Annotated in this window: 29 protein-coding genes; 19 read left to right on the top strand and 10 right to left on the bottom strand. The window is 42.5% G+C overall.

Annotation, left to right across the window (positions count from 1 at the left end; genetic code table 11):
- Positions 1-771 (bottom strand): amino acid kinase family protein (locus HMPREF0849_RS02950; RefSeq protein ID WP_009013550.1); only part of this gene is annotated, 771 nt, incomplete at its 3' end.
- Between the two features lie 282 nt (positions 772-1,053).
- On the opposite strand from HMPREF0849_RS02950, the gene HMPREF0849_RS02945 reads away from it, so the two are divergent.
- The 16 genes from HMPREF0849_RS02945 to HMPREF0849_RS02870 all read left to right on the top strand — a co-directional run bounded on the left by HMPREF0849_RS02945 (position 1,054) and on the right by HMPREF0849_RS02870 (position 13,627).
- The gene (locus tag HMPREF0849_RS02945) at positions 1,054-1,839 is read left to right on the top strand and encodes an enoyl-CoA hydratase (protein WP_001015588.1); all 786 of its coding nucleotides are present in this window, start codon (positions 1,054-1,056) and stop codon (positions 1,837-1,839) included.
- Positions 1,840-1,929: 90 nt separating this feature from the next.
- Positions 1,930-2,364 carry a fatty acid biosynthesis transcriptional regulator FabT gene (fabT, locus tag HMPREF0849_RS02940; RefSeq protein WP_000386334.1) on the top strand — a complete coding sequence of 145 codons (435 nt, stop codon included), beginning with the start codon at positions 1,930-1,932 and terminating at the stop codon, positions 2,362-2,364.
- Positions 2,364-3,338, top strand: coding sequence for a beta-ketoacyl-ACP synthase III (locus HMPREF0849_RS02935; RefSeq protein WP_000852971.1), 975 nt, complete (start codon positions 2,364-2,366; stop codon positions 3,336-3,338). The genes fabT and HMPREF0849_RS02935 overlap by 1 nt, the downstream gene beginning before the upstream one ends.
- Positions 3,339-3,395: 57 nt before the next feature.
- On the top strand, positions 3,396-3,620 hold the full coding sequence (locus HMPREF0849_RS02930) for an acyl carrier protein (RefSeq protein ID WP_000257840.1): 225 nt from the start codon (positions 3,396-3,398) through the stop codon (positions 3,618-3,620).
- Positions 3,621-3,737: 117 nt separating this feature from the next.
- Complete coding sequence (gene fabK, locus HMPREF0849_RS02925; RefSeq protein ID WP_000857452.1) at positions 3,738-4,712, top strand: enoyl-[acyl-carrier-protein] reductase FabK; 975 nt, start codon at positions 3,738-3,740, stop codon at positions 4,710-4,712.
- Positions 4,705-5,625: an ACP S-malonyltransferase gene (fabD, locus tag HMPREF0849_RS02920; RefSeq protein ID WP_000167650.1), complete on the top strand. Its 921-nt coding sequence runs from the start codon at positions 4,705-4,707 to the stop codon at positions 5,623-5,625. Before fabK ends, fabD begins: the two co-directional genes overlap by 8 nt.
- 45 nt (positions 5,626-5,670) lie before the next feature.
- Positions 5,671-6,402: a 3-oxoacyl-[acyl-carrier-protein] reductase gene (gene fabG, locus HMPREF0849_RS02915; RefSeq protein WP_001177615.1), complete on the top strand. Its 732-nt coding sequence runs from the start codon at positions 5,671-5,673 to the stop codon at positions 6,400-6,402.
- A 28-nt stretch (positions 6,403-6,430) separates the two neighbouring features.
- The gene (gene fabF, locus HMPREF0849_RS02910) at positions 6,431-7,666 is read left to right on the top strand and encodes a beta-ketoacyl-ACP synthase II (RefSeq protein ID WP_000774043.1); all 1,236 of its coding nucleotides are present in this window, start codon (positions 6,431-6,433) and stop codon (positions 7,664-7,666) included.
- Between the two features lie 2 nt (positions 7,667-7,668).
- A complete protein-coding gene (gene accB, locus HMPREF0849_RS02905) occupies positions 7,669-8,157 on the top strand; it encodes an acetyl-CoA carboxylase biotin carboxyl carrier protein (protein ID WP_001052306.1) in 489 nt (162 codons plus the stop codon).
- Positions 8,154-8,576, top strand: a complete 423-nt coding sequence (fabZ, locus tag HMPREF0849_RS02900) for a 3-hydroxyacyl-ACP dehydratase FabZ (protein WP_000565515.1) — start codon at positions 8,154-8,156, stop codon at positions 8,574-8,576. Before accB ends, fabZ begins: the two co-directional genes overlap by 4 nt.
- A gap of 11 nt (positions 8,577-8,587) precedes the next feature.
- Positions 8,588-9,955 carry an acetyl-CoA carboxylase biotin carboxylase subunit gene (gene accC, locus HMPREF0849_RS02895; protein ID WP_000488665.1) on the top strand — a complete coding sequence of 456 codons (1,368 nt, stop codon included), beginning with the start codon at positions 8,588-8,590 and terminating at the stop codon, positions 9,953-9,955.
- A 35-nt stretch (positions 9,956-9,990) separates the two neighbouring features.
- Positions 9,991-10,857: an acetyl-CoA carboxylase, carboxyltransferase subunit beta gene (gene accD, locus HMPREF0849_RS02890; protein ID WP_001173375.1), complete on the top strand. Its 867-nt coding sequence runs from the start codon at positions 9,991-9,993 to the stop codon at positions 10,855-10,857.
- Positions 10,854-11,621 carry an acetyl-CoA carboxylase carboxyl transferase subunit alpha gene (locus tag HMPREF0849_RS02885; RefSeq protein ID WP_001017372.1) on the top strand — a complete coding sequence of 256 codons (768 nt, stop codon included), beginning with the start codon at positions 10,854-10,856 and terminating at the stop codon, positions 11,619-11,621. The genes accD and HMPREF0849_RS02885 overlap by 4 nt, the downstream gene beginning before the upstream one ends.
- Before the next feature lie 150 nt (positions 11,622-11,771).
- A complete protein-coding gene (locus HMPREF0849_RS02880) occupies positions 11,772-12,473 on the top strand; it encodes a CPBP family intramembrane glutamic endopeptidase (RefSeq protein ID WP_000750958.1) in 702 nt (233 codons plus the stop codon).
- A 126-nt stretch (positions 12,474-12,599) separates the two neighbouring features.
- Entirely contained in the window at positions 12,600-12,875 is a 276-nt protein-coding gene (locus HMPREF0849_RS02875; protein ID WP_009013549.1) for a hypothetical protein, read from the top strand.
- Between the two features lie 26 nt (positions 12,876-12,901).
- Entirely contained in the window at positions 12,902-13,627 is a 726-nt protein-coding gene (locus HMPREF0849_RS02870) for a CPBP family intramembrane glutamic endopeptidase (RefSeq protein WP_000732995.1), read from the top strand.
- Between the two features lie 49 nt (positions 13,628-13,676).
- Here the strand turns inward: HMPREF0849_RS02870 and nusB are convergent, their stop codons facing one another.
- From nusB to gatC, 9 genes are all read right to left on the bottom strand, one after another.
- Positions 13,677-14,099 (bottom strand): transcription antitermination factor NusB, encoded by a 423-nt coding sequence (gene nusB / locus HMPREF0849_RS02865; RefSeq protein WP_000203659.1) that lies wholly within the window; start codon positions 14,097-14,099, stop codon positions 13,677-13,679.
- On the bottom strand, positions 14,092-14,481 hold the full coding sequence (locus HMPREF0849_RS02860; RefSeq protein WP_000510585.1) for an Asp23/Gls24 family envelope stress response protein: 390 nt from the start codon (positions 14,479-14,481) through the stop codon (positions 14,092-14,094). Before HMPREF0849_RS02860 ends, nusB begins: the two co-directional genes overlap by 8 nt.
- 21 nt (positions 14,482-14,502) lie before the next feature.
- Positions 14,503-15,063: an elongation factor P gene (gene efp, locus HMPREF0849_RS02855; RefSeq protein ID WP_000568642.1), complete on the bottom strand. Its 561-nt coding sequence runs from the start codon at positions 15,061-15,063 to the stop codon at positions 14,503-14,505.
- A gap of 81 nt (positions 15,064-15,144) precedes the next feature.
- A complete protein-coding gene (locus HMPREF0849_RS02850) occupies positions 15,145-16,272 on the bottom strand; it encodes an SPFH domain-containing protein (RefSeq protein ID WP_000505821.1) in 1,128 nt (375 codons plus the stop codon).
- 8 nt (positions 16,273-16,280) lie between these two features.
- A complete protein-coding gene (locus HMPREF0849_RS02845) occupies positions 16,281-17,237 on the bottom strand; it encodes a zinc-ribbon domain-containing transport protein (RefSeq protein WP_000715069.1) in 957 nt (318 codons plus the stop codon).
- Positions 17,238-17,335: 98 nt separating this feature from the next.
- Positions 17,336-17,731, bottom strand: coding sequence for a hypothetical protein (locus HMPREF0849_RS02840; RefSeq protein ID WP_001031998.1), 396 nt, complete (start codon positions 17,729-17,731; stop codon positions 17,336-17,338).
- 57 nt (positions 17,732-17,788) lie between these two features.
- Positions 17,789-19,234, bottom strand: a complete 1,446-nt coding sequence (gene gatB, locus HMPREF0849_RS02835; RefSeq protein WP_001008693.1) for an Asp-tRNA(Asn)/Glu-tRNA(Gln) amidotransferase subunit GatB — start codon at positions 19,232-19,234, stop codon at positions 17,789-17,791.
- Positions 19,234-20,700, bottom strand: a complete 1,467-nt coding sequence (gene gatA, locus HMPREF0849_RS02830; RefSeq protein WP_000143699.1) for an Asp-tRNA(Asn)/Glu-tRNA(Gln) amidotransferase subunit GatA — start codon at positions 20,698-20,700, stop codon at positions 19,234-19,236. The genes gatB and gatA overlap by 1 nt, the downstream gene beginning before the upstream one ends.
- The gene (gene gatC / locus HMPREF0849_RS02825) at positions 20,700-21,002 is read right to left on the bottom strand and encodes an Asp-tRNA(Asn)/Glu-tRNA(Gln) amidotransferase subunit GatC (RefSeq protein ID WP_000705412.1); all 303 of its coding nucleotides are present in this window, start codon (positions 21,000-21,002) and stop codon (positions 20,700-20,702) included. The genes gatA and gatC overlap by 1 nt, the downstream gene beginning before the upstream one ends.
- Before the next feature lie 165 nt (positions 21,003-21,167).
- Between gatC and HMPREF0849_RS02820 the strand changes: the two genes are divergently transcribed.
- The 3 genes from HMPREF0849_RS02820 to HMPREF0849_RS02810 all read left to right on the top strand — a co-directional run.
- Complete coding sequence (locus HMPREF0849_RS02820) at positions 21,168-21,860, top strand: YwaF family protein (RefSeq protein ID WP_000468956.1); 693 nt, start codon at positions 21,168-21,170, stop codon at positions 21,858-21,860.
- A gap of 143 nt (positions 21,861-22,003) precedes the next feature.
- Entirely contained in the window at positions 22,004-23,548 is a 1,545-nt protein-coding gene (locus HMPREF0849_RS02815; protein ID WP_000155101.1) for a peptide chain release factor 3, read from the top strand.
- 689 nt (positions 23,549-24,237) lie between these two features.
- On the top strand, positions 24,238-26,855 hold a 2,618-nt coding region (locus tag HMPREF0849_RS02810), incomplete at its 3' end, for an accessory Sec-dependent serine-rich glycoprotein adhesin (RefSeq protein WP_009013548.1).

Genomic DNA, 26,855 nt, shown 5'->3' with positions numbered 1-26,855 from the left:
AAGGACTGAAAATCCAGCGTAAGCCAACTCACGCATTTCACGGTAGGTTAATTCTGGAATGGAATGTGGTTGGTGGATAATACCAGGATGGGCAGCAAAGATACCATCTACGTCTGTAAAGTTCTCATAGAGATCAGCCTTAACACCTGCTGCAATGATAGAACCTGTGATATCTGAACCTCCACGTGAAAAAGTACAGATTTGATTTTCCTTAGTCACACCAAAGAAACCAGGGATGACAAGGACTTCGTTGCTATCAGCCAAGCCTTCAATCTTATCATAACTAGATGGAATGATACGTGCGTTTCCAGGTTCACTTGTGACAACGATCCCAGCTTCTCTTGGGTGAACATAGCGTGCATCGATACCGTTTTGGTTAAAGTAGGCTGCAATCAATTTGGCATTGTTATTTTCTCCAGCCGCTAGGAAGGTATCATAGAGAAATTCATTGTCCTCTATAGGAAGAGTTGCCAAGGCCCGAATACTTTTAGAGATTTTTTCTAAAACAGCAGGTTTTAACCCTAGTTCACTAACCATAGCGGCATAACGGTCAATGATCCAGCTTTGGCTAGCACTGATGTCATTTCCAGCCACATAGTCGCGATAGTATTTGATCAAGGCATCGGTTACCTTGGTATCTTCAGCATTGCGTTTTCCGGGTGCAGAAACGACTACAAAACGGCGCTCTTTATCACTTTTAACGATATTTAAAACTTTTTCTAACTGACCAGCAGAGGCAAGCGAGCTTCCGCCAAATTTTACAACCTTCATAAGGACTCCTCAAGTAAGTATTTTATACGATTATAGCAGAAAGAGGGGCATTTTTCAATGAAGAAAATAACTTCCTATTATAATAGAAGAAAACACTAACTTATTTTGAAAAGCGATAACAGTTTAAAAGTAAGGGTGTCAAATTTTACTCACACTCATAAATGATGGGTAAATAATCAGCTGAGACACTTTCCTTTAGTTTTTCCTTGCCTCTTTATCCAAAAAAAGGTATACTTTGATGATAAAACAATTTTATTGCCTTACAAAATAAAAGGAGAAGCTATGAATCATATCTTATATCAGATCGTAGATGATCTGGCTATCATTACTTTGAATCGTCCCGAAGTGGCAAATGGTTTCCATATCCCAATGTGTGAGGAAATTTTAGAAGCTTTGACTCTAGCGGAGCAGGATCAAGCTGTGCAGTTCATCTTGATTAATGCGAATGGGAAGGTCTTTTCAGTTGGAGGAGACTTGGTTGAGATGAAACGCGCAGTAGACGAAGATGATATCCCTTCTTTGAATAAGATTGCAGAATTAGTCAATACAATTTCTTTTAAAATCAAGCAAATTCCTAAACCTGTTTTGATGGAGGTAGATGGAGCGGTTGCTGGTGCTGCAGCAAATATGGCAGTAGCAGTTGATTTCTGTTTAGCGACTGACAAGGCAAAATTCATTCAAGCCTTTGTCGGAGTTGGATTGGCGCCAGACGCTGGTGGGATTCATCTCTTGAGTCGTAGTATCGGGGTAACACGGGCTGCACAACTTGCCATGACAGGTGAAGCTTTGACTGCTGAAAAAGCGCTAGAATGGGGCGTGGTATACCGTGTTTGTGAAGTTGACAAATTAGAAAAAACAAGAGAACAAGTTCTGAAAAAATTAAGAAGAGGTTCAGCAAACTCATACGCAGCGATTAAAAAGTTAGTTTGGGAAAGTCAATTCAAGGATTGGCAGAATTATGCCGAATTAGAATTGAAACTACAAGAATCGTTATCTCTAACTGAAGATTTCAAAGAAGGGGTTCGAGCGCATTCTGAAAGAAGAAGACCAAAATTTACAGGAATGTGAAAAAATACTTGCACAATTTTTTGAAGTTTGTTATACTTCTTTTATCAAATGTTTTGATTGTAAAAGTTTTTTGAGGGGGAGGGAAACGATTTGGACTACCAACAAGTAAATGATTATCTAACATCTATTTTTAATAACGTCCTTGTGATTGAGGAGGTTAGCTTACGAGGTAGTCGATTCAAAGACATCTCCATCAAAGAAATGCACACGATCGATGTGATTGGGAAGTTCCCGGAGGCAACGCCAAGTAAGGTTTCCAAAGAACTGATGGTAACTCTTGGAACAGTGACGACGAGTTTGAATAACCTGGAGAGAAAAGGTTATATTGAGCGTATTCGTTCTGACCAAGACCGTCGAGTGGTCTATCTGCATTTGACAAAGAAAGGTCGTTTGGTTCACCGCCTTCATAAACGATTCCACAAGGCTATGGTCGAAAAAATCATCGATGGCATGAGCCCTGAGGAAAAAGAAGTCATGGGCAGAGGCTTAACGAAACTTTATCAATTTTTGGAGGATTTGAAATAATGGCTTTTGCAAAGATAAGCCAGGTTGCTCATTATGTTCCAGAGCAAGTGGTCACTAATCATGACTTAGCCCAAATCATGGACACAAGCGATGAGTGGATTTCAAGTCGGACAGGAATTAAACAGAGACATATTTCAAAAACAGAGTCTACAAGTGACTTGGCGACAGAAGTTGCTAAGAGCTTGCTGGCTAAAGGGAGCTTAACAGCGGATCAGATTGATTTTATCATTGTAGCGACGATTACCCCAGACTCGATGATGCCTTCCACAGCAGCTCGAGTTCAGGCAAATATCGGAGCGCACAGAGCTTTCGCCTTTGATCTGACAGCAGCTTGCAGTGGCTTTGTATTCGCTCTCTCAACTGCAGAAAAGTTTTTAAGTTCTGGACAGTTCAAAAAAGGGATTGTTATCGGGGCTGAAACCTTATCCAAGGCAGTTGATTGGTCAGATCGTTCGACAGCTGTTCTCTTTGGAGATGGAGCTGGTGGGGTTCTCTTGGAAGCGAGCGAAACACGGCACTTCCTTGTGGAAAGTCTCTATACAGATGGCTCTCGGAGCGAGTGTTTGACCTATGGTCAAACGGCTTTGGCTTCTCCTTTCTCGGATCAAGAAGCAGTTCCTGCTTTTTTGAAGATGGATGGACGAGCAGTTTTTGATTTTGCAAATCGTGATGTTGCTAGATCGATCAAAGAAACCATTGAAAATGGTCCAATCGCAGCATCGGAATTGGATTATCTATTGCTTCATCAGGCAAATATCCGCATTTTGGATAAGATGGCTAAGAAGATCGGCGTAGACCGAGACAAGCTTCCTGCCAATATGATGGAGTATGGAAATACCAGTGCAGCAAGTATCCCGATTTTGCTCTCAGAGTGTGTGGAGAATGGCATGATTCGTTTAGATGGTAGCCAGACGATTCTCCTATCGGGCTTCGGTGGAGGTTTGACATGGGGCACACTCGTTCTTACAATCTAGGTAATCATGTGGTAAACACATAGTTATAAAATTTTTATATTTTAAAGGAGTCCTATCATGGCAGTATTTGAAAAAGTACAAGAAATTATCGTTGAAGAACTTGGGAAAGACGCATCAGAAGTAACACTTGAATCTACTTTTGATGATTTGGATGCAGATTCATTGGACTTGTTCCAAGTAATCTCTGAAATCGAAGATGCTTTCGATATCCAAATCGAAGCAGAAGATAACTTGAAAACAGTTGGTGACTTGGTTGCCTACGTTGAAGAGCAAACAAAATAATTAACATATTACTAGAAGGAGTAGGGGAAACCCACTCCCTCTTGTTTAGGTAATAGTTTGAAACTCAAACGATAAACTCATCGAACTATTACGTAAGCAAGGAATGATGGAGGCACTATGAAAACACGTATTACAGAATTATTGAACATTGATTATCCTATTTTTCAAGGAGGAATGGCCTGGGTTGCGGATGGTGACTTGGCTGGTGCAGTATCAAAAGCTGGTGGTCTAGGAATCATCGGTGGTGGGAATGCACCTAAAGAGGTTGTGAAGGCTAATATCGATAAAATCAAATCACTTACGGACAAACCTTTTGGTGTCAACATCATGCTCTTGTCACCTTTTGTAGAAGACATCGTTGATCTCGTGATTGAAGAAGGGGTCAAGGTGGTGACAACTGGTGCAGGAAATCCAAGTAAATACATGACTCGTTTCCATGATGCAGGAATTACAGTTATTCCTGTTGTTCCAAGTGTTGCTTTGGCAAAACGCATGGAAAAAATTGGTGCAGATGCGGTTATTGCAGAGGGAATGGAAGCCGGTGGACATATTGGTAAATTAACGACGATGACCTTGGTTCGCCAAGTTGCTGCAGCTGTTTCAATTCCAGTTATCGCAGCTGGAGGAATTGCGGACGGTGAAGGTGTTGCTGCAGGCTTTATGCTTGGTGCTGAGGCCGTTCAAGTTGGTACGCGTTTCGTAGTAGCTAAGGAATCTAACGCCCATCCAAAATACAAGGAAAAAATCTTAAAAGCGCGTGATATCGATACGACTATTTCCGCTCAACACTTTGGACATGCTGTTCGTGCCATTAAAAATCAGTTGACACGTGACTTTGAGCAGGCTGAAAAAGATGCCTTTAAACAAGAAAATCCAGATTTAGAAATCTTTGAACAAATGGGAGCTGGTGCTCTTGCTAAAGCCGTTGTTCATGGAGATGTAGAAGGTGGATCTGTCATGGCAGGTCAGATCGCTGGTTTGGTTTCTAAAGAGGAAACTGTCGAAGAAATCCTAAAAGATCTATATTATGGCGCAGCCAAAAAAATTCAAGAAGAAGCCTCTCGTTGGGCAGGAGTTGTAAGAAATGACTAAAACAGCCTTTCTATTTGCGGGTCAAGGTGCTCAGTATCTAGGGATGGGGCGTGATCTCTATGATCGCTACCCTATCGTCAAGGAAACAATTGACCAAGCCAGTCAGGTTTTGGGCTATGACCTTCGTGACTTGATTGATAAGGAAGAAACCAAGTTAAACCAGACTCGCTATACGCAGCCAGCTATTTTAGCGACTTCGGTTGCTATTTACCGACTATTGAAAGAAAAGGGTTATCAGCCGGATATGGTGGCAGGACTGTCCCTCGGGGAATATTCTGCTCTTGTAGCAAGTGGGGCCTTGGACTTTGAGGATGCAGTTGCCTTGGTTGCTAAGCGTGGTGCTTATATGGAAGAGGCTGCACCTGCAGGCTCTGGGAAGATGGTTGCCGTTCTTAATACTCCAGTCGAAGTGATTGAGGAAGCTTGTGAAACAGCCTCTAAAGTTGGAGTAGTGACTCCAGCTAACTACAACACCCCAAGCCAAATCGTTATCGGTGGCGAGGTGGTTGCGGTTGACCGCGCAGTTGAACTCTTGCAGGAAGCAGGAGCAAAACGATTGATTCCTTTAAATGTATCGGGTCCTTTCCATACAGCCCTTCTTGAGCCAGCCAGTCAGCAACTAGCTGGAGCTCTTGAGGGAGTGAGTTTCTCTGATTTTACTTGCCCACTAGTCGGCAATACGGAAGCTGCTGTTATGGAAAAAGATCGAATCCAAGAGCTTTTGACGCGTCAGGTCAAAGAACCTGTTCGTTTTTATGAAAGTATTGCTGTGATGCAGGATGCTGGGGTAACCAACTTTATTGAAATTGGTCCTGGTAAGGTCCTATCAGGCTTTGTCAAAAAAATCGATAAAACAGCTCAGCTAGCTAACGTTGAAGACCAAGCAAGCTTGGATGCTTTGTTAGGAAACTAATGATCCCTTCTCCCACAAAATACAACAGGAAACAGGAGAGATAGAATGCAACTTACAAACAAAAATGTCTTTGTAACAGGTTCAAGTCGTGGTATCGGACTTGCCATTGCTCACAAATTTGCCCAACTAGGCGCTAATGTAGTTTTGAATAGTCGCGGAGCAATCTCAGAAGAATTGCTAGCTGAGTTTTCAAACTATGGTGTCAAAGTAGTACCGATTTCAGGTGATGTTTCAGACTTTGCAGATGCCAAGCGTATGGTAGATCAAGTGATTGCAGAACTCGGTTCTGTCGATGTCTTGGTCAACAATGCTGGGATCACTCAAGATACGCTTATGCTCAAGATGACCGAAGAAGACTTTGAAAAAGTGATTAAGATCAACTTGACAGGTGCTTTCAACATGACGCAAGCAGTCTTGAAACAGATGATCAAGGCACGTGAAGGTGCGATTATCAACATGTCGAGTGTGGTCGGTTTGATGGGAAATATCGGACAAGCCAACTATGCAGCTTCTAAAGCAGGTTTGATTGGTTTTACCAAGTCAGTTGCACGTGAGGTTGCCAATCGTAATGTGCGCGTAAACGCTCTTGCACCAGGAATGATCGAGTCAGATATGACTGCTGTTTTGTCTGATAAGGTCAAGGAAGCGACATTGGCCCAAATCCCAATGAAACATTTTGGTCAAGCAGAACATATCGCAGATGCTACAGTGTTCCTGGCTGGACAGGATTATTTGACTGGACAAGTTCTCGCTGTTGATGGCGGACTTAGCATGTAAAAAATAAGGAAAGATATAGGTAAGACAGATGAAACTAAATCGAGTTGTAGTAACAGGTTACGGATTGACCTCTCCTATCGGAAATACTCCAGAAGAATTTTGGAACAGTTTGCAAACTGGGAAGATTGGAATTGGAGAAATCACTAAATTTGACCACAGCGAATTTGCTGTGCACAATGCGGCAGAAGTTCAAGATTTCCCATTTGATAAATACTTTGTCAAAAAAGATACCAACCGTTTTGACCACTATTCTTTGTATGCCTTGTATGCAGCTCAAGAAGCGGTGACAAATGCAAATCTTGATGTAGAAGCAATCGATAAAGATCGCTTTGGTGTCATCGTTGCTTCTGGTATCGGTGGTATCAAGGAAATCGAAGATCAAGTTATCCGTCTTCATGACAAAGGTCCAAAACGCGTTAAACCAATGACACTTCCAAAAGCCTTGCCAAATATGGCTTCAGGAAATGTTGCTATGCGTTTCGGAGCAAACGGTATCTGTAAATCAATCAATACAGCCTGTGCCTCATCAAACGATGCCATTGGGGATGCCTTCCGTTCAATCAAGTTTGGTTTCCAAGATGTCATGCTAGTTGGTGGATCAGAATCATCTATCACTCCTTTTGCTATCGCTGGTTTCCAAGCTTTGACAGCCCTATCAACTACAGAAGATCCAGCTCGTGCTTCTATTCCATTTGACAAAGACCGTAACGGTTTTGTCATGGGAGAAGGTTCTGGAATGCTGGTTCTTGAAAGTCTTGAACATGCTGAAAAACGTGGTGCAACTATCTTGGCTGAAGTAGTTGGTTATGGTAATACCTGTGATGCTTACCATATGACTTCACCTCATCCAGAAGGTCAAGGTGCGATTAAGGCTATGAAGTTGGCTTTGGAAGAAGCAGAAATTTCTCCAGAGCAAGTGGCTTACGTCAATGCCCACGGAACTTCAACTCCTGCTAATGAAAAAGGAGAAAGTGGTGCGATTGTAGCTGTCCTTGGTAAAGAAGTACCTGTATCTTCAACCAAGTCCTTTACAGGACACTTGCTTGGTGCTGCAGGGGCAGTAGAAGCCATCGCTACCATTGAAGCCATGCGTCATAACTATGTACCAATGACAGCTGGAACAAGTGAGTTGTCAGACTATATCGAAGCGAATGTCGTTTATGGACAAGGATTGGAGCAAGAAATCCCTTATGCTATTTCAAACACTTTTGGTTTTGGTGGACACAATGCGGTTCTTGCTTTCAAACGTTGGGAGAATAAATAATTATGAATTTAAATGAGATCAAGGACTTGATGGCTCAATTTGACCAATCAAGTTTGAGAGAATTTTCTTATAAAAATGGAACGGACGAATTGCAGTTCAGTAAGAATGAAGCAAGAATGGCTTCTGAAGTACCAGCTCAAGTTGTTCCAGCGCCAGCTGCAGTAGCTGCAAGTCCAGTAGTTTCGGCCCCTTCAACTCCAGTTGAGAGTGCAGTGGAAGAAGCTCCAGCACCAGCTGAAACGACGGTTGCTCCAGCGGGTGATGTCGTTGAAAGTCCACTTGTAGGGGTGGCTTACTTGGCTGCTGGACCAGATAAACCTGCCTTTGTCACAGTCGGAGACAGTGTTAAAAAAGGTCAGACTTTGGTGATCATCGAAGCCATGAAAGTCATGAATGAAATCCCTGCACCTAAAGATGGTGTGGTGACAGAAATTCTCGTTTCAAATGAAGAAATGGTTGAGTTCGGTAAAGGATTGGTACGTATCAAATGATCGATATTCAAGGAATCAAAGAAGCTCTACCCCATCGCTACCCCATGCTCCTAGTGGATCGTGTCCTGGAAGTGAGCGAAGATACCATTGTTGCCATTAAAAATGTGACCATCAACGAACCTTTCTTCAATGGTCATTTTCCTCAATACCCAGTCATGCCAGGTGTTCTTATCATGGAGGCCTTGGCTCAGACTGCTGGTGTCTTGGAATTGTCCAAACCTGAAAATAAAGGGAAACTGGTCTTCTACGCTGGCATGGACAAGGTTAAGTTCAAGAAGCAAGTTGTACCAGGTGACCAATTAGTCATGACGGCTACTTTTGTTAAACGTCGTGGTACGATTGCTGTGGTTGAAGCAAAGGCTGAAGTAGATGGTAAGCTTGCAGCGAGTGGTACTCTTACCTTTGCAATTGGAAACTAAGGAGGTTCTCCATGTTTCGTAAAATTTTGATTGCCAACCGTGGTGAGATTGCGGTTCGCATTATTCGAGCTGCGCGTGAATTGGGCATTGCGACCGTGGCAGTTTATTCAACTGCTGATAAGGAAGCCCTTCACACACTCCTAGCGGATGAAGCTATCTGTATCGGACCTGGTAAGGCGACAGAATCTTATCTCAATATCAATGCAATTTTGTCTGCTGCGGTCTTGACAGAAGCAGAAGCCATCCATCCAGGTTTTGGATTTCTTAGCGAAAACTCCAAATTTGCCACGATGTGTGATGAAGTAGGGATTAAGTTCATCGGCCCTTCTGGTGCTGTGATGGACACCATGGGTGATAAGATCAATGCGCGTGAACAAATGATCAAGGCTGGGGTTCCAGTTATCCCAGGATCTGATGGTGAAGTTCACACGGCTGAAGAGGCCCTTGCAGTTGCAGAAAAAATTGGCTATCCTGTCATGCTTAAGGCATCGGCAGGTGGTGGTGGAAAAGGGATTCGTAAGGTTGAAAAGGCAGAAGACTTGGTCGCAGCCTTTGAGACAGCATCCAGTGAAGCTAAGGCCAATTTTGGAAATGGCGCTATGTATCTTGAGCGTGTGATTTATCCAGCTCGTCATATCGAAGTTCAGATTCTTGCAGATCAAGAGGGTCATGTTGTCCATCTTGGTGAACGGGATTGTTCACTCCAACGGAATAACCAAAAGGTCTTAGAAGAAAGCCCATCCATTGCGATTGGCAAAACCCTTCGTAATGAAATTGGTGCTGCAGCCGTTCGTGCAGCAGAGTCTGTAGGCTATGAAAATGCAGGGACGATTGAATTTCTTCTCGATGAAGCGAGTGGCAATTTCTACTTCATGGAAATGAATACTCGTGTACAAGTTGAACACCCAGTCACAGAGTTTGTTTCAGGTGTTGATATCGTGAAGGAGCAGATTCGCATTGCTGCCGGGCAACCTTTACCTTTCAAACAAGAAGATATCGTCCTACGAGGTCATGCTATCGAGTGCCGGATCAATGCAGAAAATCCAGCATTTAACTTTGCTCCAAGCCCAGGGAAAATCACCAACCTCTACCTTCCAAGTGGAGGAGTTGGATTGCGTGTAGATTCTGCAGTCTATCCAGGTTATACCATTCCTCCTTACTATGATAGTATGATTGCCAAAATCATTGTTCATGGGGAGAATCGTTTTGATGCCTTAATGAAGATGCAACGGGCACTTTATGAACTTGATATTGAAGGAGTGCAAACCAATGCAGACTTCCAGTTGGATCTGATTTCAGACCGCCGAGTTATCGCTGGTGACTACGATACTTCCTTCTTGATGGAAACTTTCTTGCCAAAATACCAAGAAAAAGAATAGACTTTCAAATAGTATGAGAACTAAAAGGGGGAGTTATGGCTCTATTTAGTAAAAAGGATAAGTATATTCGGATCAATCCTAACCGTTCCGTAAGGCAGAAACCACAAGCCAAGCCTGAGGTTCCGGATGAACTCTTCTCCCAGTGTCCTGGTTGTAAACACACCATTTATCAAAAGGACCTTGGGAGCGAACGAATTTGTCCCCATTGTAGCTATACTTTCCGTATTTCAGCTCAGGAACGCTTGGATTTGACGATTGATTCTGACAGCTTTGTGGAGATGTTTACGGGTATTGAAACTCAAGATCCATTAAACTTTCCTGGCTACCAGAAAAAATTGGCTACTATGCGTGAAAAGACAGGTTTGGATGAAGCAGTACTGACTGGTACAGCTAGTATCAAGGGACAAAAAGTTGCCCTTGGGATCATGGATTCAAATTTTATCATGGCTTCTATGGGAACCGTTGTGGGTGAAAAAATCACGCGCTTGTTTGAGTATGCAACGGTAGAAAACTTGTCAGTCGTTCTCTTCACAGCTTCTGGTGGAGCCCGTATGCAAGAAGGAATCATGAGTTTGATGCAGATGGCTAAAATTTCTGCGGCAGTTCAACGTCATTCCAAGGCAGGACTTTTTTACCTAACTATCTTAACCGATCCGACAACAGGTGGGGTGACTGCTTCTTTTGCTATGGAAGGTGATATTATCCTAGCGGAGCCACAGAGTTTGGTTGGTTTTGCTGGACGTCGTGTTATCGAAAATACAGTTCGTGAGACCTTACCGGATGACTTCCAAAAGGCAGAATTTCTGCTTGAACATGGATTTGTTGATGCAATTGTCAAACGGAGAGAATTGCCTGAAACAATTGCTAAATTAGTAAGATTGCATGGAGGAAGTCGCGGATGAATATTGCAAAAATAGTCAGAGAGGCACGCGAGCAGAGTCGCTTGACTGCACTTGATTTTGCCAATGGAATTTTTGACGAGTTTATCGAATTGCATGGAGATCGCTCTTTCCGTGATGATGGTGCGGTTATCGGTGGAATTGGTTGGTTAGGTGACCAAGCAGTAACTGTCGTTGGTATCCAAAAGGGGAAGAGTCTTCATGATAACCTCAAACGAAATTTTGGGCAACCACATCCAGAAGGCTATCGTAAGGCCTTGCGCCTGATGAAACAGGCAGAAAAGTTTGGCCGTCCAGTTGTGACCTTTATCAATACGGCGGGTGCTTACCCAGGTGTTGGTGCCGAGGAACGTGGACAAGGTGAAGCAATTGCCCGAAACCTGATGGAAATGAGTGATCTCAAGGTTCCAATCATCGCGATTATTATCGGTGAAGGTGGATCTGGTGGGGCTCTAGCTCTAGCCGTAGCTAATCGTGTCTGGATGTTAGAAAACTCAATCTACGCAGTACTTAGCCCGGAAGGATTTGCCTCTATCCTTTGGAAGGATGGAAGTCGTGCTATGGAAGCGGCGGAATTGATGAAAATCACTTCACATGAACTCCTAGAAATGGGAATTGTAGACAAGGTAATCTCAGAGGCAGGACTGTCAAGTAAAGAACTGCTAGGTTGCGTTAAAAATGAATTGCGTGCAGAACTAGATAGGTTGCAAGAACTACCACTCGACCAACTTATCGAAGAACGTTACCAACGTTTTAGAAAATACTAAGAAAATTTAAAAGCTAGAACAAATTGTTCTAGCTATTTTGATAATAGAGCATGGATAAACATCAATACTCTAGATAAATAATAAAAACATATCAATAGTCTATCCTCTATATAGCCCTAATAGAGAGTTTACCATTAGGAGAGAGAAAGAATGAAAAAGACAATACATTTAGGAATCTGTATGATTTTAATGTTCCTGTACATTTATTTAACGCCATTAGGAGCTATAACTCTAGCTAGAACCTTTGGTTTAGGAATGGACAGCTATATAATCTTCCTAGTTGGAGAAGTGTTACTTATTTTCTTTTTATTCGTTTTGTGGTTGAAAAAGAAGAAGATGCTCTTTATCTTTGAGAAAAAGGATTGGCGCTGGTCTTATCTCGCTTTCTTAGTGGCTTGCTTTCTTATCTATTCTTTTTTAAATGGATTTAGAATGCAGAATATTCGATTGATTGACCATAGTTTTATTTTCCAAGACCTTCTTTCAGAACTTTACTTAAACGGAAAAGAAACGACTCTATCAAGTCTTATATATTTAATCTTTAATGTTTCGATTGTACCTGTTGTTGAGGAGACAATCTATAGAGGTTATTTTATGAATACCTTCTTTCCGAAGTCGGAGTTTTATTTGGATGTGATCTTGTCTTCTTTCATCTTTGGGCTCAGTCACTTGGTTCTATCCCATCGTGACCCCATCAGTCTCATCATTTATAGTATTCTTGGTCTTCTGTTTGCAGTTACTTATCGAGTTACGGGTAGTCTTCGATTTACTATTGTTTGTCATAGTTTCTATAATGCGATTCCCTATGCTCCGTCGCTCTTATTTTATATCTATTATTTGATTTTTAGATAGTGGAGACAAAGAAAAAAGTGTTTGATATTTGTCGAACACTTTTTCTAATTTGATGGGAAGATAGAGAAATCTCTTTTATCAATTTCTTATTTCTCAATGAGTAGAGCTACCATTTAGGATGAAAAATTGACAGTTGAGGAGATGGACTATAAAATAGATAAAAAAGATATATACTGTAGATGTAAGCTTATAAAAAATTATTTTAAGGAAGTACTTGATAGGACAGGTACAGAAACATTTACAGTTCTTTCATCTGAGGACTTAGAGCAAGTTTCAGGTGGTGGTATGATTTGGTTAGTTGACGATAGACATTGGGATTCGCCATATGCATATAGTTTAGCGACAGAATGGAGTACAATACGTAATAGAATGACTGGTTATGGTAACGGAATTATACCTTAATAGTCTAATAATTTAAAGGGGTAAGTATGAAAAAACTAGGGCATTTGGGAGTCTATACATCACTGGTATTTCTATCGATTTACCTACCAGAGTTAGGGATTATGCATCTAACTAAGTTTTTAGGATGGGGGATAGATGGCTATTCTATCTTTTTAACAGTTGAAGTAATAGCTCTTTTGCTATTATTTATCTACTGGCTCAAAAAGAAAGAGATGCTCTATATTTTTGAGAAAAAGGGTTCAAAGAAGTCAAGATTCTTTTACCTTGTATTTGGTCTAGTGGCTACTTATTTTGAACGTCAATTGGTGGATGCTTTTCAGTTACAGTTTCATCACCTAATTGATAACAAGTATATCTTTCAAGACCTTCTTTCGATTCTATACTCCAATGGGCAACCAACTTTTCTATCAACTGTTCTCAGTTTTAGTTTAACAGTAATCGTCGCACCTATATTAGAGGAACTGATTCATAGAGGGTACTTTATGAATACCTTCTTTCCCCAGTCCAAGTACTATCTGGATGTTATCCTATCTGCTCTTATCTTTGGACTTAGTCATTTGATCCTAACTCACCGAGATCCTATCAGTTTGATTATTTATAGTTTAGGCGGTCTCTTCTATGCCCTTGTCTACCGATGGACAAAGAACTTAAAAATTACCATCCTGTGCCATAGTTTTTTCAACTTTCTCATTTATGCAAAACCCATCTGGATTTTTGTTTATAATTATATCTATTATCATTTTTTTAGATAGTAGGAGGCAAAGAAAAAAGTGTTTGATAATTGTCAAACACTTTTTCTTTTTACTGTTCTTCTGTTACAAACTGGCTGAGCAGTCCGTTGATAAAACGGGCAGATTTTTGATCTGAGAAGTCCTTTGCAAGCTCAATAGCTTCATTAACAGCAACCAGTTGCGGAGTGTCAAATGAAGTGATTTCAAAGACTCCCAAGCGAAGGAGGTTTCTCTCCACGAGCGTTAATCGCTCGATGGTCCAACCTGCTTTTAAATGCTGTGTGATTTGCTTGTCTAGTTCTTCCTTTTTAGCCTGAACACCAGAAACTAGCTCTGTCAAAAAGGCTGGAAGTTGCACATCCGTATCTTCACGATCATGAGTATAGGCGAAACGACAAGCAGTTTCGACATCCGTACCGAATTCAAGGCTCATGAGAGCTTGAAAAGCGCATTTACGGAGTTGGCGTCTAGATTCTAATAGTGGACTAGTCATTGAGGAAGTCCTCGTCAAATAGATCTTTCAATTCTGGTTTTGGTGTTTTATCTGGAACGATACCTGCAACGTGAATATTGATGGCAGTGAGTTCTACATCAGCCATATTGCGGACGGCATCTTTGACAGCTTTCTGGATAGCAACAGCTACCTTAGGAACTTTTACTCCGTACTCAAGGTAGAGATAGATATCTGCTGTGAGCTCTTCGTCCACGTTTTTAAGATAAACACCACGGCCAAGAGAAAGTTTTGAAAGGGTGTCAGATACTGATTTGTTTGAAAAAGAGTGAACACCCTCTACTTTTGCAGTAGCAATAGCAATGATTTTTTCAAGTACACGTGGGGCGATAACGATTTCGCCAAGTTGTTCTTCAATTCCCATAGAATGACCTCTTTCTAGAGATTAGGCACGAGAAACGTAAGTTCCTTCTGCAGTGTTGATAACGAGTTTTTGTCCTGCTTCGATGAAGTCTGGAACGTTTACGACAAGTCCAGTTTCCATCGTTGCTGGTTTACCAGAACCTGTAACAGTAGCACCTTTGATAGATGGTTGGGTTTCTGCAACTGTCAATTCGACAGTAGTAGGAACGGTAACACCAATCACTTCAGTTCCGTAGAATTGGATCTTCACTTCTGAGTTTTCAAGAATGTAAAGCAATTCGTTTTCAACGTTGACTACAGGGATTTCGTATTGGTCGTAAGTTTCTGTATTCATGAAGTAGGCTGTGTCATCCATTTTGTACAAGTATTGAGCTGGGACAGTCTCGATGATGGCTTGTTCAAATTTTTCCTCTGGACGGTAGCTTGTGTCAAATGTAGAACCAGTACGGACATCACGCAATTTCATACGCATGATTGTATTTCCTTTACCTGGTTTGTGGTGGCTAGCTTCCAAAACGCGGATCAATTTTCCGTCAGCTGTTTCAAAGGTCATACCAGCCTTTAATTTACTTGCTTCAATCATGTTTTTACCTCTTTAATAAAATAATTTACTCTTTATTGTACCATAAAAGACAACATTACTCAAATGTCAGAAGGAGCTTAATTAGTTGACTGGTACGATATTTCCATCTTCGTCTTTGGTAACGAGGACGTATTTTCCATCGACTTCGATGTAAAAATTCTTGCTGGCAGTTTGTCCAGTGTTTTGAGCTGGTGCTTGATTTTGAACTTGTTGGCTTAGTTGACCACCCAGAGTTTGGCCAAGATTCATGCCCATAAACATGTTCATCCCATTGCCATTCCCTTCGTTGGCAGCTGCAGCAATAAGCGCTTCGTTACGAGCACGGCGTTCTTCGATTTCAATCGTGTTGTACTTCATTGCCACGAGCTCACTATCAAGCTTGCGAACGATATCAAGACTTTCTTGGTCGTAGCTGAGGTCTTCAAGCAAGATGTTAGTTGCTTCAATCCCGTAGAGACCTGTCCAAACCTTGTTGACCTCTTGTTTAGCGAGTTCGTTAAAGGTGTCTTGATTGGCATTGAGGCTATAGATATCTACCTTGTTTTCGTTGGTGTATTTGGCAATGGCAATCGCGATTTTCGGTGCGATATTTTGACGGAGCGTTCCTTGAGCTACATCTTGGAGAGTAAATGGCTGTCCGTCAGTAATTTGACGGCTAACAGAACTCACGTAGAAGAGGACTGGATCTGCTATTTTTACATCAAACAAGCCATAGAAACGGATGTTGAGCAGTTGTTGGTATCGTTCACTGAAATATTCGACCGCATTTTGTGTGCCGAACTTATTACCCGCGATGGGTTGCATGCGGATAAAGATGATTTCTTGTTGAGTGATGACTTGTCCACCGAAAGAGAAACGGTTTTTAAAGTTTTCCCAAGTGCCTTTTAAACCACCTTTTTCAAGGAGCCAGGCGTTATCACCAGCTTGCCATTCGTGGCTACCAGCTTCGAGGACTTCACCAAGGAAGGTACCATTGTTTACCAAAACAGCGGTATAACCTTGGGGAACGATAACCACACTGCCATCTGACAAAAGTCCAGTATTTTGATTGCTGTGACGAGAACGTCCATCTGGGTCTTTTGTGAGTAATTGTCCCTTAACGGCCAAAGCATCGCCAGAGACACTATCTGGAAGGACAATGGCTTCCTTGAATTTACTATCATTAAAACTATTTAAGCCTGCTGATAAGGCTGCACGTATAAATCCCATAATTCCTCCTAATTATAAAGCTCGTCTTCATCCACAACATCATAGGTATCGAGTACCCATTGGTTTGGACTGCGAGAGAGATTGGCACCACAGTAGTCGCACTCGCTAACTGCAGAGATTTTCAATGGGGCGCCACAGTTTGGACAGTGGTCGCTCACAACTTGGTCTGGATTGACTGCTTGCGTTTGGCTACCGTGCTGACGGATAAAGTTTAATTGATACACGGTGAAGAGATCTTTTTTAGGGTCTCCTTCAAGGACACGGCGAGTCTCATCGTCAATGACATAGTCCCGCAAGGTAGATGACAGGATCACCACTAAGGTATCGTTTCCGTCAGGATTTTCAATGAACTCCTTGATGCGAACATTTTCGATACAAACTTTCTCTAAAACATTGGTTGTTTTAGCTCGAATATGGTCTTCGAGTTGGGTGCTATGTTGAGAGTAGAGACTGGTACTTTCCAAAGCGCGGACAGAGTTCCAATTTTTCTCAGTCCAGGCAACCTGCAATTTAAGGTAGACTTCCTTAACCCAAGATGTGAAGGCTTCCGCGTCAAAGTTTGGATCCCCGTATTTCACACGACTAATGGCCAGTGTGTTATGTTCAACTCGACGATGGAGCGTTTGATAATCATTACTAGTGTAGGTTGAACTCGAATCTCCAGACTTATTCTGCAAGGATTTAACGATAACAACTAGTATGATTCCTCCGACTAATATGAACATAAATCCTAGATAGGGAGAGCTAGCAGAACTGTCAGAGGATGATCCATATCCAGAGCGGTAGTAGTGGTAGGATGAGCCACCAGAACGACTTCCACCTCCACTTGAGCGGCTGCTACTTCTGGAGCTACTGCGGCTGCTCCCTCCACTTCTGGAATGTCCGACACCCGCATCAACGATTTGAGGCACGGATAGAAAAACAAGTAATAAACAGGTCATTAAAAGAGCATAAAACTTTTTCATGTGTCTCCTAACTATATGATTGAAAAGGTAGAATTCTGAATTCGAATGATTATTAAACTATTAATAACCTTTAAAAATCATCTAAGATATACTAGGCGTTATTTACTAGCATTTAGCTTCTTTATGGAATGGCGCTCGATGAGCCATCCCACAATCCACCCTATTGCTAGCAAGTAATTTTCAAAAGCACCGATAGCATTTACAGGAGAGTGATACTCCATATAATTGAGTAAGTGATTTGTTCCTATTCCAATTCCGCCAATAATGAGAGCAAGAAGTGCGATTCGTAGATAGAACCAATCGTATTTAATATTGATAGCGAGAATAATAATCAATACAGCTAAATTCCATATCCCAATTTCTCGTTGCCAACCAGCAGATATTCCGTACCCGGAGTGGCTTCCCATGTACGATGGAAAGAAAATTTGTAGTATAGAAGCGCCTAACATAGCGATGATGACTAAGACAAATAGCAATCGTAAAAATTTGTTCATTTATTCTCCTTGTCTCATTCTCGTCTTAAAAGTAGAAAAAAGTGTTTAAAGAGTAAATTACTCACTTTCTTTCAACTTCGCCAATTCCTGCGCAAGCAGTTTAAGGGCAACTTGTGGGTTGGCTTGTCCTTTGGTTGCCTTCATAAGGAATCCTGTGAAGGCCTTGTCTGCGTTGCGTTTGCCTGACTTGAAGTCGGCAACGGCAGCTTCGTTATCCGCAAAGACTTGGTGGATGATTGGAATCAGAACATCTGGATCAGAGATTTGCACCAAGCCTGCTTTTTCCACGTATTCACGCGCGCCACCGCCATTTTTAGCCAGGTGGACAAAGACTTTCTTGGCAATCTTGGAAGAGATAGTACCGTCTTCGATGATGGCAATCATTTCTACCAAGTTTTCTGGTGTTAATTCGATTTGTTCAAGTGTCTTGCCTTCAGCGTTCAAGAACTGAGCAACTTCACCTTGGAGCCAGTTAGAGACTTGTTTAGCATCACCACCGAGGGCAACAGCTTTTTCAAAGAAGTCAGAAGTGACTTTGTTTGCAGTCAACTGGCTAGCATCGTAGTCTGACAAGCCAAGGTCAGATACGTAGCGTGCACGGCGTTCTTTTGGAAACTCTGGCAATTCTGTTCGCATTTCCTCAATCCACTCATCTGAGATTTCAAAGAGTGGGAGGTCTGGTTCTGGGAAGTAGCGGTAGTCTGCAGCGCCTTCCTTAACACGCATGAGGATGGTTGCTTTGTTGGCTTCATCGTAACGGCGTGTTTCTTGGCGGATTTGACCACCTGAGCGAAGGATTTCAGCTTGACGTTGGACTTCGTATTCGAGACCCTTGCGAACGTTTGAGAAGGAGTTGAGGTTTTTCAACTCAGTCTTGGTACCGAATTTCTCTTGACCATAAGGACGAAGGGAGATGTTGGCATCCACACGCATCGAGCCTTCTTCCATCTTAACGTCAGAAATGCCAGCGTACTGGATGACTTCCTTGAGGGCAGTTAGATAAGCATAGGCTTCTTCTGGTGAACGCATATCGGCTTCAGATACGATTTCAATCAAGGGCACCCCTTGACGGTTGAGGTCAACATAGGAGTAGCCATCTGTACCGTGGGTGTTTTTACCAGCGTCTTCTTCTAGGTGAGCACGCTCGATACCGATTTTCTTAGTCGTACCGTCTTCTAGCTCCACTTCAATCCAGCCGTTGTAGCCGATTGGCTCATCAAACTGAGAAATTTGGTAGGCTTTGGGATTGTCGGGATAGAAGTAGTTCTTGCGGTCAAAGTGCATCTTTTTGTGGATGTCCATGTTGAGGGCAAGAGCGGCCTTGATACCGGCATTGACAACCCCTTTATTGAGAACTGGCAGAACTCCTGGGAAGGACCAGTCAATCACGTTAGTGTTGGCATTTTGGTCATTTCCGAAGTGGGCAGATGTAGGTGAGAAGATTTTTGAATTGGTGTTGAGCTCTACGTGGACTTCAAGTCCAATGACTGTTTCAAAGTTCATTAGTTATCACCTCCAAAAATCACGGGTTGTTGTTTGTGGTAGTCTGTTGTTGCTTCAAAAGCAGCAGCAGCTTGGTAAATGGTTTCCTCAGAGTATTTAGGACCAATCAATTGGAGACCGACAGGGAGACCTTGAGAGAATCCAGCAGGGATCGAAATTCCTGGGAGACCAGCCAAGTTGACTGGGATGGTCAAGAGGTCAGCCAAGTACATGGCAACTGGGTCGTGGTTGAGTGAGTCCAAATCATAGGCAACGCTTGGTGCAGTTGGTCCCAAAATCAAGTCGTAATCCGCAAAGACGTTTTCGAAATCTTGAATGATAAGGGTACGGACTTGACCAGCTTTCTTATAGTAGGCATCATAGTAACCTGATGAAAGGCTGAAAGTACCTAGCATGATACGGCGCTTTACCTCTTCACCGAAACCTTGGCTACGGCTGTTTACATAGATTTCATCAAGATTCGTCGCATCATCTGCGCGGTAGCCGTAACGGATACCGTCAAAGCGTTGCAAGTTTGATGAGGCTTCTGATGAAGCGATGATGTAGTAAACGGCAACACCGTATTTAGAGTGAGGAAGGCTGACTTCTTCAACGATGGCACCAAGCTTTTCAAAGTGTTTGGCTGCGTTCAGGATGGTTTCCTTAACCTCTGGGTCAATTCCTTCACCAAGGTATTCCTTAGGCAAAGCAATTTTCATGCCCTTGATGTCTTGACCGATTTTTGAAGTAAAGTCAGCAATGCGGACAGGGGCAGAAGTAGAGTCTTTAGCATCTTCGCTGGCAATAGCATTAAGCAAGAGGGCATTTTCCTTAACAGTTGGTGCAAAAGGTCCGATCTGGTCTAGCGAGCTACCGAAGGCAATGAGACCGAAACGAGAAACTGTTCCGTAGGTAGGTTTGAGACCAACAATCCCGTTGAAGGCAGCAGGTTGGCGGATAGAACCACCAGTATCAGAACCAAGTGACAAGCGGACTTGACCTGAAGCTACAGCTGCGGCAGAACCACTTGATGACCCACCAGGAACCTTGCTGTGATCCCATGCATTTTTAGTAGCACCATAGTGGGAAGTCTCACCTGATCCACCCATGGCAAACTCGTCCATGTTGGTTTTTCCGACAACAATCATACCCTTAGCTTTGGCATTGGCAACGGCTGTCGCATCAAAGATAGGCTCGTAGTTGTAGAGCATTTTTGAGGCAGCAGTTGTAAGGATACCGTCGGTAGAGATATTATCCTTAACAGCCAGTGGAATTCCTGAAAGGACATTATCCGCGTCAATTCCAGCTTCATCAATGGCTTTAGCTTGAGCAAGGGCTTGTTCTTCAGCGATAGTGACAAAAGCATTGATAGCTTTCTCGCGAGACTTGATATCTTCAAGCGTGGCTTGTGTCAATTCAGTAGCTGAAATCTCCTTAGATACAAGGAGGTTGTGCAAGTCTTCAATCGTTTTGTTATTAAAAGTCATTAGGCATCTCCTCCATCATCTAGGATAGCTGGTACCTTGATATAGTAGTTTTCTTTTTCAGGTACGTTTTTAAACAAGCGGTCACGGTCTGTTCCTTCTTCGGCCACATCAGGGCGGAGTACGGTCTTGCGGTCAGCCATGGTTGTAGTAGGTGCGACACCAGTTGTGTCGACTTCGCCCAGCAATTCAACCATGTCAACAATTTTAGACAAGGTTGTCGCAAAGGCAGCAGTTTCTTCTTCAGAGAATTTTAATTTTGAAAGATTGGCAACGTGTGTTACCTCTTCTTGCGTAATTTTCATCTTGCATCCTTTCGTGAAATGATGATTTTTAGTCTGTTCTATTTTACCATATTTTCCTATAAATAAGGGAGCCAAACTGAAAAGAAATAGAAATTGAAAAATCGCTTTTAATTCGCTATAATGGTTAAACTAGAGAATAGAAAAAATCAGAGTTAGGATAGAAATATGTTCCATCAATTTATCACCAGATCTCAAACGGTTCCTCCTCCCATTTCGCTCTTTTGGTATGGGATTATGATGCTTGTCTTAGTGCTTTGTATTTATGGAGCGCTTGCTTATCACAAAAATCCGAAATTTGTTCGCTTGTTTAAGAGGATTCAGATCCTCCAGTTACTAGCCCTTTATAGTTGGTATGTTGGCTTTGGGATACCATTTTCTAACAGCCTTCCTTTTTATCATTGCCGTTTGGCTATGTTTGCGGTGGTTTTCTTGCCAAATAAATGGCGGAGCAAGCAATATTTTGCCCTCTTAGGAGCAAGTGGAGCGGTATTTGCTTTGGTTTACCCTGTTTTTGATCCCTATGATTTCCCCCATATTACCAGTTTTTCATTTTTGATTGGGCACTATGCCCTTCTAGTGAATTCCTTGGTTTACTTGATGAATCACTATGACAAGGTCTTGCTCAAGAAATATATGATTGTAGCCTATACCTTTATTCTCAACCTCTTTCTAGTTGGGGTTAATCAGGTAACGGGTGGAAATTATGGTTTGTTAAACAAGACACCTTTTATTCCGGATGCTCCCTTGTGGCTAAAATACCTTCTTGTGTCCGTCATCCTTTCGCTGGCTCTGGTTCTTTTTGATATCTTGTTCAAGAAACGGTGGCAAAAGAGAAATCAGGCGCAATCTGTGCTCTAGCTGGCCTTTTCGTCGGATGAGCAATTGAAAAACTCCCCAAAATCCGATATAATGGAGAGTTGAAAGGAATAGTACAATCCAATGTAAACATCATTCTTAGCTACTGAAACAACTAAAAATAGAAAATCAAAGAAAGAGAACTTATGACTATTCAAGAAGAAATAAAGAAACGCCGTACTTTTGCTATCATCTCCCACCCGGACGCCGGGAAAACAACCATCACTGAGCAGTTGCTCTACTTTGGGGGTGAGATTCGTGAGGCTGGTACGGTAAAAGGGAAGAAAACAGGGACTTTTGCCAAGTCTGACTGGATGGATATTGAGAAACAACGTGGGATTTCGGTTACTTCATCTGTTATGCAGTTTGACTACGATGGCAAGCGCGTGAACATCCTCGACACACCAGGGCACGAGGACTTCTCAGAAGATACCTATCGTACCTTGATGGCGGTGGATGCTGCGGTCATGGTCGTGGACTCTGCCAAGGGGATTGAGGCCCAAACCAAGAAATTGTTTGAGGTTGTGAAGCACCGTGGCATCCCAGTCTTTACTTTTATGAACAAGCTGGACCGTGATGGTCGTGAGCCGCTGGACCTCTTGCAAGAACTAGAAGAAGTCCTTGGCATTGCGAGCTATCCAATGAACTGGCCAATCGGGATGGGGAAAGCCTTTGAAGGGCTCTATGACCTCTATAACCAACGCTTGGAACTCTATAAAGGGGATGAGCGTTTTGCCAGTCTGGAAGATGGAGATAAGCTTTTTGGAAGCAATCCTTTCTACGCTCAGGTTAAGGACGATATCGAACTCCTTCAAGAAGCTGGGAATGAGTTTTCAGAAGAAGCTATTTTAGCGGGTGAATTAACACCAGTCTTCTTTGGTTCAGCCTTGACAAACTTTGGGGTGCAGACCTTCCTTGAGACCTTCCTTAAGTTTGCTCCAGAACCACATGGCCACAAGAAAACAGATGGCGAAATTGTGGATCCTTATGACAAGGATTTCTCAGGATTTGTCTTTAAAATCCAAGCCAACATGGACCCTCGTCACCGTGACCGCATTGCCTTTGTCCGTATCGTATCGGGCGAATTTGAGCGTGGGATGAGTGTTAACCTTCCTCGTACTGGGAAGACTGCCAAGCTTTCTAATGTCACCCAGTTTATGGCGGAAAGTCGTGAGAATGTGACCAATGCCGTGGCAGGTGATATTATCGGGGTTTACGATACTGGTACTTATCAGGTTGGGGATACCTTGACAGTTGGAAAAAATAAGTTTGAATTTGAACCACTGCCAACCTTTACCCCTGAGATTTTCATGAAAGTTTCTGCTAAGAACGTTATGAAACAAAAATCTTTCCACAAAGGGATTGAGCAATTGGTGCAAGAAGGAGCCATTCAGCTTTATAAGAATTACCAAACTGGCGAGTACATGCTAGGGGCTGTGGGACAACTCCAGTTTGAAGTCTTTAAGCACCGCATGGAAGGCGAGTACAATGCAGAAGTAGTCATGAGCCCAATGGGTAAAAAGACCGTTCGTTGGATCAAGCCTGAGGACTTGGACGAGCGCATGTCCTCAAGCCGCAATATTTTGGCCAAGGACCGCTTTGACCAACCAGTCTTCCTCTTTGAAAATGACTTTGCCCTCCGCTGGTTTGCGGACAAGTATCCAGACGTAGAGTTGGAGGAAAAAATGTAACTCAGCACCAACAATTGGAACTAAAGTTCCTAATTGTTGGACGCTAGTCGCTATTTGGCGAACTAGCTAACTGCCTTACTAACTACGTTTGGCAAATAGAATCGATTTGCCAAACTCCGTGTCGTAGTGTAAAATCGGCTTACCTAAACGCTTCACTAGGAAAAATCCACGTTTTACAAATGAAATCGATTTGTAAAACTCAGTGTCGTAGATTAAGGCTATTAATTAGTATGGCATTTTGCTTAAATGCGTTGTAAGAAAAGTCCTCGAATGTTTTTGATTCGTGGATTTTTTTGTTGGAAAGGCTAGAAAGTTACATCGGCTACCGGCTTCATTGATTCATTTGTGAAACTGCCTTTAAATACTCTACTCCTAAAAGTCTGTGGATGCTATTGATTCATGGACTTTTTCTATATTTTGAATAAAAATCAATTCCCTGAGTGATTGGAATTAGTTACTCGATTTTTTAAGCATTTAGAAATGGTTATAAAGCAAATAAAATATATTAACAGAGCAAAAAATGAAGATTATATTGAAAAAACAGAATAGTTTTGAAATAAAGTTATTTTTGAAATCATTTTCTTTCTTCAGAGTAAGTTATAGATATTGAATTGTAGGTATATTTGGTATATAATAAGGAGATAGTTTTTATAGGTGAATAAATTCTTTTTCATATAGAGGGAAGTAACATGTTTTTTAGACGCCAGAAGGGTGAATATAGAGAAACAGACCGTGTAACTCGGTTCAAATTAATCAAATCAGGGAAGCATTGGCTACGGGCCTCGACTTCCCTTTTTGGCTTATTTAAGGTGATGCGTGGAAGTGCGGATGCGAGCCAAGTAAAGACAGAAATGGTTGAAAAGCAAGGAGGTCAGAAGTTGACCGGCTTGGATGTCTTGAAAGGGATAGCAGCTACGGGTACGATTTTAGGTGGTTTTGCTGCGACGCAAACGCGTGTTTATGCCAATGATGCAGTCGCTGTTGAAAAGACTGTCGAATCAAAAGATACCCTGGCGACGAGAGATTCAGTAGTGCTAGGGACGACACAGGATCATCAAGATGCTGCTAGCTTGTCTTTGTCTACCAGTCAAAGCCAGTCATTGTCAGAATTCAATTCGCAGAGCGCCAGTCAATCTGCCTCTACGAGCCAGTCTATCAGTGCCTCAAACTCTTCTAGCGTGAGCCAGTCGATGAGCCAATCTGCTTCCACTAGTCAATCCTTGGCAAACAGTCAAAGTGTAACTGCTAGTTCAAGTGAATCCCTTGGGACACAAAATCAAGCGAATAGTAATCTGTCAGAGAGAGCTTCAGTTGGTGTTCAAAGTCAGTACCAAGCAAGTGAGTCAGCTCGGGAGACAGTGAAAGAATCACAACCTTCAAAAGAATTAAAAGCAGTTGATTTTTCTACAGAATCCTTGCCTCAAAGTCAGTCTGGTCGTGTAAAGAATGAAGGTGTGACGGCTGAATCGAGTTTCACAATGACTTCTGTAGCCTTGACAGAAAAGCAAAGTGAAGAAAAACGGAAGAAATTAGAGGCCTTGTCTGCTGAGATTGGGCAGTTTCTAGCTCAAGCTCAGGGGCTTCCAAACTCGGATGAGGCGATCACGAAGGCTAGTCTAGCGAAGAATGAGATAGCAGAAGTCTTGAAAGGGGAAGCTTCTGACCTTGCCCCTATCCTACAAAAAGCTATAGAAGCTCGAAATAGTATTGCAAATGCTGTGTTACGTGCCAAGTCTGGACTTCGTGACAGCAGAAACGGACAAGCTTTGACCCAAGCTTCAAATACCGCTAGCTTCAGAGCTGCTAGGGATACAGAGAAGCCAGAACTTCAGAAAATAACCGTTACAGGTGGCGCAGTTCTAGAAGGACAAAAATTTAAAATTTATCGAGAAGAAAATTTTTCTGGGACCATTGAGTTTACTGATAACAGTGGTCGAATTGAACATGCAAAATTTGTTCCTACTGCTGTTCCCGCGGCCTATCCGGCTACTTCAACTGTTGTCTCATTCACTACGAGTAATGGTCAAAGTATCAGTATGATTGTTCCGACAAATAAACTAGCCAAAGATGGAAATGCTACAGCATCAAATCCTTTCACCGTTTCAATCACGGGTTCTGTTGGAAAAAATCAAGCAGTAAATAGTTTGTGGACTCGTTATGTTTTCACCTATGATCAGGAAGGTAATTTTAGCGGAAATACTACTGACGTAGGTCTTGTAAAAGATTTAACAGCCAACCCTGCCGCAATTCAATTTGAAGTCCATGCTCAGTCTGAAAAGTACGAACCAGCTATCAATGCTGAGGTGAATCGAAACTTTACTCTAACGGCCAATTCAGGGACTGTTTCTGTTGGTGAAGCCAGTCAGTACATCACGAATGCTACAGGGACACCAGAATTACCTACTACAGGAATTACTAAGGGAACTAGAACAACCTATACTTGGAAATCTGGAACCAATACGAATTTGTCTGCTGGTCGGCATACTTTGACAGCGGTGGTAACTTATCCAGATGGAAGTACGGATGAAATTGACGTGAGCTTTACTGTGCGCCCTCAGACGCCAAGGATAGAGAATCAATATCTTAACGAAAAAGGTGGGCTCTCAAATCAAGCGATTACGGTAGATGGGGTTGCTCCAGATGGGACTGTTACTCTTACAATTGCAGGGGAGACGTTCACCAAACAAGCAACGGTGAGCTCGACTAGTGTAACCTTTACTGCAAATGAGCTGAAGAAGGTATATGATCGTAATGGAGGACGACTTCCTAGTGGACCGGTGACTGCAAGTACGACAGTGGATGGTTTGGTTTCAGATACATTTAATGGACAAATCACGCCAAATCAAGCGTCAATTTCAGTAAGTAATAGCCAGTCTGCTTCAGCAAGTGCTAGTCAATCAGCCTCAGTAAGCTCCAGCCAATCTGCATCATTGAGTGCTAGTCAATCCGCCTCAGTAAGTTCAAGCGAATCTGCATCTGTAAGCTCGAGTCAATCCGCTTCAGCGAGCTCGAGTCAATCTGCATCATTAAGTGCAAGTGAGTCAGCATCAGTAAGTGCTAGCCAATCCGCTTCAGCGAGTGCAAGTCAATCAGCATCAGTGAGCGCAAGTCAGTCTGCCTCAGTAAGCTCGAGTCAATCTGCATCATTGAGTGCCAGCCAGTCAGCTTCGGTAAGTGCCAGCCAATCCGCTTCAGTAAGTTCGAGCCAATCCGCTTCAGTGAGTGCCAGCCAGTCTGCGTCCGTAAGCTCAAGCCAATCCGCTTCAGTGAGCGCAAGTGAATCAGCATCATTGAGTGCAAGTCAGTC

The sequence above is a fragment of the Streptococcus sp. C300 genome (genome assembly GCF_000187645.1).
Lineage (GTDB): Bacteria > Bacillota > Bacilli > Lactobacillales > Streptococcaceae > Streptococcus > Streptococcus oralis_CQ.
Note: the sequence above shows the minus strand (reverse complement) of the source record. Positions and strands in the feature narration are given on the sequence as shown.